General features: G+C 70.6%; 5 protein-coding genes. 4 read left to right on the top strand and 1 reads right to left on the bottom strand.

Going from position 1 to position 12058, the window contains the following annotated elements; genetic code table 11:
* The first annotated feature begins 110 nt into the window (after window positions 1–110).
* The 4 genes from ACIRDX_RS03045 to ACIRDX_RS03030 all read left to right on the top strand — a co-directional run bounded on the left by ACIRDX_RS03045 (window position 111) and on the right by ACIRDX_RS03030 (window position 8740).
* The gene (locus ACIRDX_RS03045) at window positions 111–638 is read left to right on the top strand and encodes an RNA polymerase sigma factor (protein WP_396623926.1); all 528 of its coding nucleotides are present in this window, start codon (window positions 111–113) and stop codon (window positions 636–638) included.
* Entirely contained in the window at window positions 635–1552 is a 918-nt protein-coding gene (locus tag ACIRDX_RS03040; RefSeq protein WP_396623925.1) for a hypothetical protein, read from the top strand. Before ACIRDX_RS03045 ends, ACIRDX_RS03040 begins: the two co-directional genes overlap by 4 nt.
* A 10-nt stretch (window positions 1553–1562) precedes the next feature.
* Window positions 1563–4286, top strand: a complete 2724-nt coding sequence (locus ACIRDX_RS03035) for a CHAT domain-containing protein (protein ID WP_396623924.1) — start codon at window positions 1563–1565, stop codon at window positions 4284–4286.
* An 89-nt stretch (window positions 4287–4375) separates the two neighbouring features.
* Window positions 4376–8740 (top strand): beta strand repeat-containing protein, encoded by a 4365-nt coding sequence (locus ACIRDX_RS03030; protein WP_396623923.1) that lies wholly within the window; start codon window positions 4376–4378, stop codon window positions 8738–8740.
* 28 nt (window positions 8741–8768) lie between these two features.
* Here ACIRDX_RS03030 and ACIRDX_RS03025 read toward each other — a convergent pair whose 3' ends face one another.
* A complete protein-coding gene (locus ACIRDX_RS03025; RefSeq protein WP_396623922.1) occupies window positions 8769–12053 on the bottom strand; it encodes a glycosyl hydrolase in 3285 nt (1094 codons plus the stop codon).
* Between the last annotated feature and the right edge of the window lie 5 nt (window positions 12054–12058).

Here is a 12058-nt window from a genome sequence, read left to right as displayed (position 1 = left end):
GCGCGCCGGCGGCCGCCAGGTCGGCGTGACGCAAAGGGGCCGACGCGGCGGCTGGCCAGGGTCCTGGATGGACTCTGGCGGAGGCGGGGCTACAATGCCCGCACCCCGCGATGGATGCCCGGCAGCCCGACGCTCGCTTCGAGGCGCTGGTCCGTGAGTACGGTCGCCTCATTCGCCACGCCATCCGTCGCGCGGCTCGGGCAGACGCACCCCGTCTGGCCGATGACATCGAGCAGGCGGTCCTCGTCTCGCTCTGGCAGCAGGTCGCCCGTGAGCAAGTCATCGACCATCCGGCCTCTTATGTCTACAGGGCCGCCGTGCGAGAGACCGTTCGTGCCATCCGCCGCGATCGAAGCCAGTCGGCCCGAGCCGAACCTGCAAGCCCCCGGATGGAACTGGTGGCGACAGGGACGACGCCGGATGACGACGTGCGACGGCGCGAGCAGCGACAGGCGCTGCGCGCCAGCCTCGAAACGCTGGCGCCAGACCGCGCGCGGGCAGTCAAGGCTCACCTCGCCGGGTTCTCCGTCGAGGAGATCATGGCGTTGTGCGGCTGGCCCTACCAGCGCGCCCGCAACCTGATCGCACGCGGCATGGCCGATCTGCGGCTCGCGCTGCGCGAACGAGGCATGTCATGACGATGCGCAGTGACGAGAGTCCATCGGCCGCCGAGGCGCTGCTTCGCGACCTGTATCGCGAGGATCTCGGCACGGGGCCCGGCGCGGGTATCCATCCATCCGAGGACGACTGGGTGGCCTTGTCCACTGGGTCCCTGGCGCCGGATGTTCGCGAGCGGATCGTCGACCACGTGGTGGAGTGCGACGAGTGCGCCGCCATCCACAGGGCGCTGACCGCCCTGCGCAAGGAGGCGGCCGACATCGACCCGCACGCGCCAGCGCTCTCCACGGCGTCGTCACCGTGGTGGCAGCGGTACGGGGCGCTCGCTGCGGCCGCGCTGGTGCTCGCGGCCCTTGGTGGCGCCTTGTGGGTCGGGATGTCACGAGGCACGACTCAGGAGCCATCGGCCTCGATTGCCGAAGGCCCGTCAAGGGCGGCTCCCGCCGCTACACCTCCCGCCGCCGCGATCGGGTCGTCCGTGCCTGCGGCGTGGGCATCGTCGATCGTCGCGCTCGACGTACGGATGCCTGCCACGCTCACCATGACGCTGCGAGGTTCCGCTCCGTCCGAGGCCGCGCGGCGCACGGCGCTCGTGCAGTCGCTCCGTCCCGCGCTCGACCTGTACCGTGGCGGGGCCTACGCGCAGGCGGCGTCCGCACTGGCGCCACTCGCGCGGACGCAGGCAGACACGCCGGAGATCGCGTTCTACGCCGGCCTGTCGTACCTGTTGGCCGGCGACGCCGCGTCCGCGGTGCCCTGGCTCGTGCAGTCTGCGCCGAGTGATCTGGTCGGCAACGACGCGCAGTGGTTCACGGCGGTCGCCCATGAACGACTCGGCGCCCATAACCGTGCGTCGGAGACGCTGCGGTCCCTCTGCGCGCGTGGCGGACCACGATCGCGCGAGGCATGCGAGGCGTTGGGGTCGTCACGCTGAGTCGCCGCCGATGACCATGCGCGGCCTGCTCGTGCTGCTCGCATGCGCGTGGGCGCCCTTCGAGGGAGTCGCGACCCCGCACGACGAACCGATGCGCCAGGCGCTGGCTGAGCGCCCGGGGCAGGTGGCCGTATCCTCGACGCCCTCACAGCTTGCCGACGAGGGCGTCAGGCTCATCACTCTCAATCGCCTCGACGAGGCCACGGCGACACTCGTGCGCGCTCGCGATCTGGCCGTAGCCGCCGGTGACCTCCTTGTCGAAGGGCGGGCGGAATGGGGCCTGGGGCGCGTGGCGTTCCTGCGGCGTGACGACGCCGCAGCCGAGGGCCACTACGCTCGGGCTGCACGCTGCCTCGACGATGCCGCGGCGTTCGAGCTCCGTGCCACGCTGGCCCTCCAGCGCGGGCGCGAGTTCGCGGAGCGGGGGGCGCACGGAGCCGCCGAGCAGCAGTGGCGCACCGGTGTGGAGCTGACGCGTGCGCATGGTCCGCGCTGGCTGCAGGCGCAAATTCTCCGCAGTCTCACCTTCGTGGCGACCGTGCCCATGGTCGATCGACTCGGCATGATCGAGGAGGCCGAGCGATTGCTCGAGTTCGAGGGAGAGCAACGGCTTGCGCTTCGGGGCCTCGTCGCGCACCAGCATGGCGACCTGGCGTTCCTGGCCGGCGACTACATCTCGGCGCTGCGCGAGACCGAGCGTGCGGTCGGACTGCTCGAGCGCGCGCAGGCCCGCGCTGACCTGGCGCGCGCGCTGACGAGTGTCGGGCGCATCTACCGCGTGCACGGCGAACCGGAGCAGGCCATCCCCTGGTTCCGCCGCGCGCTCGACGTGCAGCGAGGCCTCGACAACAAGCCCGCCGAGGTCCAGAACCTGATTGGCCTCGGGATCGCCCAGCGGCAGCTCGGACGGTACGACGACGCCGCTGCGGCGTACGCCGAGGCCGTGACCGTCTCGCGCGCCTCTCCTCAGCCAACGGACCTGCTCCTCGCCCTGACGCAGCAGGCGTTCGGGCTGGTGGAGATGCAGCGACTCCCGGAGGCCGAGCGCGCGATGGCCGAAGCGCTCGCGTTGCCGGCGGATTCGCGGCTCGCGGGCACCCTGCAGGGCGCCCGCGGGACGGTGGCGTTCGCCGCCGGGCGCCACGCGGAGGCCCTCACCGCCATCGACCTTTCGCTGGCAGCGCCGGGGCTGGGTGTGGACAACCGCGTCGAGATGCTCGACCGCCGCGCTCGCGCCCTCGACGCGCTCGGCCGGCCTCAGGAGGCCATCGCCGCCGCCGCGGAGGGCATCGCCGCGATCGAGCAGCTGCGCGGCTCGCTGGTGCCGCGAGACTACTTCAAGCGCGGCTTCGATCGGACATGGTCCCGCCTGTTCGCGCTCAGCGTGACGCGGCTGGCTGATGTGGGCGAGGCCACGCGCGCGCTCGACGTCGCCGAGCGTGCTCGCGCCCGTGCGTTCGCCGACCTGGTGGCCTCGCGCGTCGCACAGCGCGCGCCCATGCTGGCCACGCGAGCCGCCTCGACCGCGGTGCCCCTGCCGACGGGTCTGGCCTTGCGAGGGACGCCTGACGCCCCGCGCGGTGGCACTCGGCTCGACAGTGCCGTCGACGTGCGGAGCGCCACCGTGGACGAGATGGTGGCCACTGCGCGGACCCAGCGCACGACCATCGTGTCGTACTGGGTGGACGAGAATGTGACGCGGGCATGGGTGGTGACGCCAGCCGGAGACATCCACATGCAGCGGCTGCCGATTGGGCAGGCCGATCTCCAGCGGGCCATCGCCGCAACTGCCGGGACGCCAGCGGCCGGGACCTTCGCGGCGGGGCCAGCGGCACGCGCTGCGTTCCGGCGCCTGCACGACGACCTCGTGGCTCCGCTGCGACGATGGCTGCCGCCACGCGAGGAACTCGTCACCGTCGTGCCGCACGGGCCGTTGTTCCGCCTGTCGTTCGCGGCGCTGACCGATCGTCGCGGTCGGTACCTGATCGAGGACTACCAGATCAGCTACACGCCATCGGTGACCGTCTTGCGCCTGCTGCACGACCGTGAGGCACGAGAAGGGCCGCCGTCGTACCTGCTCGTTGGCGATCCGGCGCTGCCGGTCGCGCTGGTCAGGACGCACGGATTCACGCCGCTCCCCGGCGCGGCGCAGGAGGTGAACGCCATCCGGCGTTTCGTGGCGCCTGCCTCGATAACCATCCTCCGCCGCACGCAGGCCTCGGAGTCGTCCGTACGGCGTGCCGCCGCGACCGCCGGTGTCGTCCATCTGGCGACGCATGCCATCACCGACGACGCGCGACCCTTCGAGTCGTTCCTCGCGTTGGCAGCGGACGGAGCTGAGCCTGAGCAGGACGGACGGCTGACGGCGGAGGACATCTACGACCTCTGGCTCGACGCCGACCTCGTCGTGCTCAGTGCCTGTCGGAGCGCGGCCGGTCCGGTGACCGGCGACGGCCTGCTCGGGTTGACGCGCGCCTTCTTCGCCTCCGGGACGCGATCGATGATCGCCACGCTGTGGGACCTGCCAGATGAGGCCGCGCGCGCGATCCTGCCGCGCTTCTATCGGGAGTGGATCGCCACCGGAAGCAAGGCGCGGGCCTTGCGCCGCGCTCAGCTGGCCTGGCTGGCCGATCTCCGCGCCAACCGGGTGACCGTGGACTCGTCGCTGGGGCGGGTCACGCTCGTTGAGCATCCGGCGCTGTGGGCCAGTCTCGTCCTGCAGGGCCGACCCTGACCAGCACAGCCCCCTGAGCAAACGCCGCGAGTCGCGCCTCTTGTCACGGTAGCCCACATTTCGCCTGGGCGACCGACAGGAGTCGTGCCGTGACTCGAGTGTCTTTGCGCGCGTGGACCATCGTCTGCGGCATCGCAGCCCTGCTGGTACTTCCGGCCAGTCGCAGCGCCGCCGCGACGTTCATCGTGAACAACACCGGTGATGCTGCCGATGCGAACCCGGGCAATGGCGCCTGTGCCACCGCCGGCGCCGTCTGCACGCTGCGCGCGGCGCTCCAGGAGGCCAACGCTCTGGCGGGCGCCGACACCATCACCTTCAACATCGGTGCAGGCGGCCTGCAGACGATCGCGCCTGCGACCACCCTGCCGACGATCTCGACCGAGATCGACATCGACGGCACGACCCAGCCCGGGTTCGCGGGGACGCCGCTGATCAAGCTGCTCGGCTCTCCGGCGGTCAACGGGTTCGGTCTGAGCGTCACCGGTGCCAACTCGTCGATCCGCGGCCTGATCGTGGTGGCCTTCTACCAGGGCATCCAGGTCAATGCCGATGGCGTGGTGGTGGCCGGCAACTACATCGGTGTGACCGAGACAGGCGCCGCGCAGGGCAACACCAGCACCTGGGGCGGCATCCTGGTGGGGTCGGGCGGCGACTATCCGAACACGATCATCGGCGGCACGACGGCGGCCGACCGCAACGTGATCTCGGGCAACTCGTACGGCATCCAACTCCTGTGCGTGAGCAACGTCCGCGTGCAGGGCAACTACATCGGCCTCGATCCCACGGGCACGCTGGCGCGTCCGAACACGAGTGTTCCGGTCCATGTCTCCACCTATGCCCCCGGCTTCGGGTACTGCGGGGCCAGCGCCAACGCCAACGTCATCGGCGGTGATGTCGCCGGGGCGGGAAACGTGGTGTCGGGCAACGCGAGCAACGGGATCGTGATCGGCCTGCGTGGTGGGGGGGCGCTGTCGGGTAACCGTGTGCAGGGGAATCTGGTCGGACTCGCCGCCGACGGCACCACGTCCGTGCCGAACGGTACGGGCTCGGCGATTGTCGTGGCCGGCGCGTTTCCCGGCACAGGCTCGGCAACCAACACCCTCATCGGTGGCACGACGTCTCTCGCGCGCAACGTCGTGGCCGGGAGCAACGCGAACACCAGCGACGTCGGCATCTGGGTGCAGGAGGGCAACCCGACGGGGGCCAGCCCGACCGGCACACTCATCCAGGGCAACTACGTCGGCCTCGACCAGTCGGGGACGCTCGCACGAGGCTTCACCACGGGGATCTGGGTCGGCGGCATCGGCACCGTCGTCGGCGGCACGGTGGCGGGTGCCCGCAACGTCGTCGCCGGCAACTTCAGCCACAACGTCCTGATCGAGCCGCATGGAGCCACCGTGCAGGGGAACTTCATCGGCACCAACGCAGCTGGAACGGCGGCCCTCAGGCCAAGCACGTTCGGCATCCTCGTCAAGGCGCCCAATACGGTCATCGGGGGCACGACGTCCCAGGCGCGCAACGTGATCTCCGGCAACTTGAACGGGCTCTTCCTGTCCGGAAGCAACCAGGTGACGGTTGCCAACGTCGCGGTACACGGCAACTACATCGGGACCGATGCGACCGGCCTGACGGCGGTGCCGAACGTGGGCAGCGGTGTCGTGGTCGATGCGCCGGGCTTCGGCATCGGCGGCACCGGCGCGGGCATGGGCAATGTGATCTCCGGTAGCGGCCGGGGCATCTACCTGCTGCAGACCTCGTGGGGCGTGGTGTCGGGCGTGTCTATCGTCGGCAATCGCATCGGCGTCAACGCGTCCGGGAACCCGCTCGGCAACAGCATCGACGGAATCCTCGTCGACAATGGCGTGAGCGGAGCGATCGTCGGCGGCACGGGCGCCGGCCAGGCCAACGTCATCGCACACAACGGCAGTCGCGGCGTGCTGCTGGCGGGCGGCACCGGCACGGAGATCCGCGGCAACCGCATCGACGCCAATGGCTCACTGGGCATCGATATCGGCGACACGCCACTGGTGGACAGCAACGACTCACTCGATGCCGACACCGGCGCCAATGGCCGGCAGAACTACCCGGTTGTCACCTCGACGACGCTGTTTGCCGGCAATCTCCTGCAGGTGCAGGGCACGCTCAACAGCACGCCGAACACGACCTTCTCGATCGACGCCTACGCCAACGCCACGTGCGACCCGTTGAACAACGGCGAAGGCGACGCATACGTGGGCGGCAACCAGGCGATCACCGACGCGAGCGGCAACGCGACATTCAGCATCCTCGTCGCTGGGGTGCCGGGCAAGGCCGTCATCACGGTCACGGCGACCGGGCCGTCCGGGACGTCCGAGTTCTCGCAGTGCCGCACGGCGACGACACCGACGGTTTCGATCAGCGGACGCGCCACACTCGGCAGTGGCCCAGGTGCGCCGGCCCTGGCGAACATCACGATGACCCTGGCGGGCGGTGCGTCGGCGTCGACGGTCACGGATGCGGCAGGGGCCTACTCGTTCGCAAACCTCACCGCCGGAGTCAGCTACACCGTCACGCCGTCGACGGCAGGTTACGTGTTTGCCCCGGCTTCCCGCGCCTACACGAACCTGACGACCGATCAGGTGAACCAGGATGTCGTCGGCTCGCAGCCGTCGATTTCCGGGACCATCACCCGCAGCGGGGCTGCACTCGCAGGCGTGACGGTCACCCTCTCCGGGAGCGCGTCGCGTACCACGGTGACCGACGCTGCCGGCCAGTACCGATTCGCGGCGCTGCCGGCGGGCGGCAGCTTCACGGTGACGCCCACGCTGACCAACTTCGTGTTCACCGCGTCGTCGCAGTCGCTCGCGAATGTGGTCGCCAACCGGGTGGCCAGTTTCCAGGCTACGCGGCTCTACACCATCAGCGGGCAGGTGCGTGATCTGAACGACACCGGCGTCGAAGGCGTGACGATGTCGATGGCGGGATCGGGCAGTAGTACGCAACTCACCGATCTCGATGGCCGCTACAGCTTCACCGTCCCGGAGGGCGGCAGCTACACGATGACGCCGGCGCGTGGCACCTTCGTCTTCGAGCCGGCGATGCAGTCGTTCCCGAACCTGCAGCGGGACGAGGTCGCCCCGTTCTTCGTGGCGCAGGTGGGCGAGTTCACGCGGTACTTCGCCGAGGGCGCCACGAGCAGCTTCTTCGACACGCGCGTCGCGCTGTTGAACGCGACCGGCCGGCCTGCGACGGCCCGCGTGCGCTTCCAGAAGGGCGACGGCACCGAGGTCCTGCAGACGCTGTCCCTGGCGCCGATTGCGCGCGTCACCATCGATCCGAAGGCGCTCGGCCTGACCGACGCGGAGTTCTCGATGGTGGTCGAGTCCGACCAGCCGCTGATTGCGGATCGCACGATGCGCTGGGACCGTGACGGCTATGGGAGTCACGCCGAGACGAGCATGGCGCGCCCGCTCTCGCAGTGGTTCCTCGCCGAGGGCGCGACGATTGGCGGCTTCGAACTGTTCTACCTCGTGCAGAACCCGAACGCGACCGACGCGACGATCGAAGTGCGCTACCTGTTGCCGGCCCCGCAGGCGCCGGTCGTCCGCACCTACACGGTGCCGGCGCGAACCCGCTTCAACATCTGGGTCAACCAGCAGGACCCGCGACTCGACGACGCCGAAGTGTCGGCCGTCATCACGTCGACCAACGCCGTGCCGGTGATCGTGGAGCGCGCCATGTACCTCAACCTGCCAGGCCAGGTGTTCGGCGCGGGTCACGAGAGCGCAGGCGTGGAGGCGCCGGCCTTGCAGTGGTACTTCGCGGAGGGGGCCACCGGCAGCTTCTTCGACCTCTTCTTCCTCATCGCCAATCCGACGGGGCAGACGGCCGACGTCGAAGCGCGCTACCTGAAGCCCGACGGCAGCGTGATCGTGCGCAGATACGCGGTGCCTGCCAACAGCCGCTTCAACGTCTGGGTCGATCAGGAGGGCCAGGACCTTGCTGATACCGCGGTCGCGACGTCATTCCACGTCACCAACAACGTGGGCGTGGTCGTCGAGCGCGCGATGTGGTGGGGCGGCACGGGTGGGTGGTACGAGGGGCACAACGCGGCCGGCGCCCTGACCATCGGCACCAAGTGGGGTCTCGCCGACGGCGAAGTCGACCCGAGCCGCAGTGCGGAGACCTATGTGCTGATCGGCAACCTCTCGCCCTTTGCGGGAACGGCCCGAGTGACGCTCGTGTTCGAAGATGGCACCCAGGCCACCCGCGACTTCCCGCTCGCCGCCAACAGTCGCATGAACGTGGCCGTGGGCGTCGAGTTCGCGGGGGCGACTGGCAAGCGCTTCGGCACCATCGTCGAGAGCCTGGGGACCACCCCGGCGGAACTGATCGTGGAGCGGGCGATGTTCAACGACGCACGCGGCGTGAAGTGGGCCGCGGGCACCAGCGCACTGGCGACCAGGCTGCGCTGATGCCCGTGGTCTGTCGCCGGCGGCCGTACTACGGGACGCGTCGTCCCGGGACGTACGGCGCGCCGGCCGCCGCCAGGTCGGCGTGTAGCGTCGCCAGTTCGGCGAGCCGGGTGGTCAGCTCTGGACCCAGAGCCCCGAACTCCGCGGTGGCGATCTCGAGCGCGCGCCGCTGCGTGGCCGTGGCAGGCTGTCGCGTCGCCCAGGTCGCGGTGGCGAGTCCGAGGCGGTTGGCGATCGACGGCGTGTCGGACTCTTCGAGCCGCTGACGCGCCGGATCGCCGGTGAGCCGCCGTTCGAGATCCGCGAACGCCTGCAGGAGGGACTCGGTCCGCCGCGCGAGCGTGGGATCGGCCCCCGGCGTGGCGGCCAGCGCCGCGCGCAGGTATCGGCCCTGGTTTCGTGCGTCGCGCACTTGCGCGATCGCGGCGCTGACCCGGCGCTGCAGGGCGGCGGCCTCGGCCTGGAACGCCGTCACGGCGATCGGGTCGGTGCCCGGCGCGAGCGTGTCCACCGCGGTCACCTGGAACGACCGTGCCGCGCCCACCTGGCGCACGGCACCGTTGGAGGCAACCAGCAGCGTGGCCGTGTATCGTCCGGGCGCCACGAGGGGACCGCCCGTTTCGTCGGCCCAGGGAGGACGGAACGCTGGCGGGTCGAGCACGAGCGGCGCCGGATTGGCGGCGCGCAGGTCCCACGCCACCCGATGCACGCCCCGGGTCGACGGCCCCTCGATCAGGCGCACGCGTCGCCCCGTCGCGTCGCTGATGGCAATCAGTACCTTCACGCCAGGCTCGAGCGCTTCGGTCCGCAGCCGGTCGAGATCCGGCACGGGGATGTCCGCGCCCTTGTCGCGCAGCGCGCGTTCCTGCGTGCGCCGCGCTTCGGCCGCCGTGGACAGCGGCGCGTCGAGGTAGTACGTGAGCAGCGCGCCGTCGGGCGGGTTCGGCGACGTGAAGTCGTCGCTGCCGAGCTCGGGCCGGCCCGGGGCCTGGCCGACGGCATACGGGACGTACCACCACGCATCGCGCACCGGGAACAACGTCGACTCGAGTCGGGCCGCGCGGGCCACCTCGCGCAGCGGCGCGTAGTCGTCGAGCACGTAGATGCCGCGGCCGAAACTCGCCGCCACGAGGTCGCCGGCGCGGGACTGGATCTTCACGTCGCGGAACGGAATCGTCGGCACGCCGCCGGTCAGCCGGTGCCAGGTCGCGCCGGCATCGGGCGACCAGTACAGGCCGAACTCGGTGCCGAGGAACAACAGCCGCGGTTCCACGGGATCCTGCTGGATGGCCCAGGCGATGGTGCCGCGCGGCAGGTTGCCGGCAATCGAGCGCCAGGTGCGGCCGAGATCGTCGCTGGCGAACACGTACGGCGAGAAGTCGCCGATCTTGTGCGCATCGGCGACCGCGAAGATGGTGCGCGCCGCGTGGGGCGACGCCTCCACGTCGTTGATGAACGACAGCGGCGGCAGCCCGGGCAGCGCGCCCGCGCGCGTCCACGACCGGCCGCCGTCGGCCGTCACCTGCACCAGCCCATCGTCGGTGCCGACCACCAGCACGCCGGCCTCGCGTGGGGACTCGGCGATGGCCGTGGTCGTGGCGTACTTGGACATCGCGGCGTTGTCGTGGAGCGCGTCGACGCTCCACACCCGGCCCATGTAGCGCTGCGCATATCGCGGCTGCGCGAGCGTCAGGTCGCCGCTGACGGGCGTCCAGCTGTCGCCGCGGTCGTCGCTGCGCCACAGGCGCTGCGAACCGAAGTACAGGCGCGCCGGATCGTGCGGGCTGACCAGGAGCGGCGAGTCCCAGTTCCAGCGCTCGGGCGGATCGCCCGGGGCCGGCATGGGCCTGATCATCACGGTCTCCTCGTTGCGCCGGTCCTTGCGGGTGAGCATCCCCTCCTGCCACATCAGGTACATGGTGTCGGGGTCGCGGGGATCGAAGGCGACGCCGTAGCCGTCGGCGCCGAGCGGCACGTACCAGTCCTGGCTCCGGATGCCCTCGCGATGACGCGTGCGTGAGGGGCCGTGCAGCGTGCCCAGGTCCTGTGCGCCCGCCAGCACGTCGTAGAACGGCACGCGATCGTTGAGCGCCACCTTGTAGAACTGCGACACCGGCATGTTGGGGAAGTGGCGCCAGCGCGTCCCCTCGTCGAAGCTTTCGTAGAGGCCGCCGTCGGTACCCACGAGCATGTGACGCCCGTTTGCAGGATCGATCCACAGCGCGTGGTTGTCGCTGTGCTTGTCGTGCCCGGTCTCGAGCACGCTGAACGTCTTGCCCCCGTCGCGCGTGACCTGCAGGAAGACGTCCATCTGGTACACCAGGTCGGCGTCGGTGGCTGAGGCCACGATCTCCTGGTAGTAGTGCGGCCCGGTGCCTCCAGAGATGTAGCCGTTGCGGCGTTCCCAGCTCTCGCCGCGGTCACGCGATCGGTAGAACCCGCGCTGCTCCGGGCCGGCCTCGATCGTGGCGTAGACGACGCTGGGATCGGCGGCCGTGACGGCGAGGCCGATCTTGCCCATGTCGCCGGTCGGCAGCCCGGTCGTCACCTTGCGCCAGGTCTTTCCGTTGTCGGTGGACTTGTGCAGGCCCGACCCGGGGCCGCCGCCCAGGAACCCCCACACGTGCCGGCGCCGCTGGTACGAGGCGGCGTACACGACATCGGGGTTGGCGGGATCGAACTCCATGTCTGTGACGCCGGTGTGCTCGTCCACCTGCAGCACGGGCGCCCACGTCGCGCCGCCGTCGGTGGTGCGGTACACGCCGCGCTCGCCGCCGGCCGACCACAGGGGGCCCTCGGCGGCCACCAGCACCACGTGGCTGTCGCGCGGATCGATCAGGATCCGGCCGATGTGCTGCGACTGTGGCAGGCCCATGCGCTGCCAGGTGCGGCCGCCGTCGCGGCTGCGGTACACGCCGTCGCCCCAGCCGACGTGCCGCCCGCTGACGTTCTCGCCCGTGCCCACCCACACGATGTCGGGGTTGGCCGGGTCGAGCGCGATCGTGCCGATGGAGTACGACGGCTGGTCGTCGAAGATCGGCGTGAACGTGACGCCGGCGTTGGTCGTCTTCCACACGCCGCCGGATCCGACCGCCACGTACCAGGTGGATCGATCGCGTGGGTCGACGACCACGTCGGCGATGCGGCCGCCCATGAGCGCGGGCCCTATCGACCGCGACGGCAGGGTCGAGACGTCAGCCGCGAGGGAAGCGGGCGCCGGCGCTTGTGCCGCCGGCATCGCCGGGAGCAGGAGCGCAGCACCGATCGCGCCAAGGGCGACGATCATCCCGGGACGGGCGAATCTGTCGGACATGGTCG

The sequence above is a fragment of the Luteitalea sp. genome (genome assembly GCF_044337415.1).
Lineage (GTDB): Bacteria > Acidobacteriota > Vicinamibacteria > Vicinamibacterales > Vicinamibacteraceae > Luteitalea.
The sequence above is the reverse complement of the archived record's forward strand: the minus strand, read 5'-3'. Positions and strand labels throughout refer to the sequence as shown.

Coding starts and splice junctions, on each gene's coding strand:
- ACIRDX_RS03045 (WP_396623926.1), top strand. CDS start 111: ATGGATGCCCGGCAGCCCGACGCTCGCTTCGAGGCGCTGGTCCGTGAG.
- ACIRDX_RS03040 (WP_396623925.1), top strand. CDS start 635: ATGACGATGCGCAGTGACGAGAGTCCATCGGCCGCCGAGGCGCTGCTT.
- ACIRDX_RS03025 (WP_396623922.1), bottom strand. CDS start 12,053: ATGTCCGACAGATTCGCCCGTCCCGGGATGATCGTCGCCCTTGGCGCG.
- ACIRDX_RS03035 (WP_396623924.1), top strand. CDS start 1,563: ATGACCATGCGCGGCCTGCTCGTGCTGCTCGCATGCGCGTGGGCGCCC.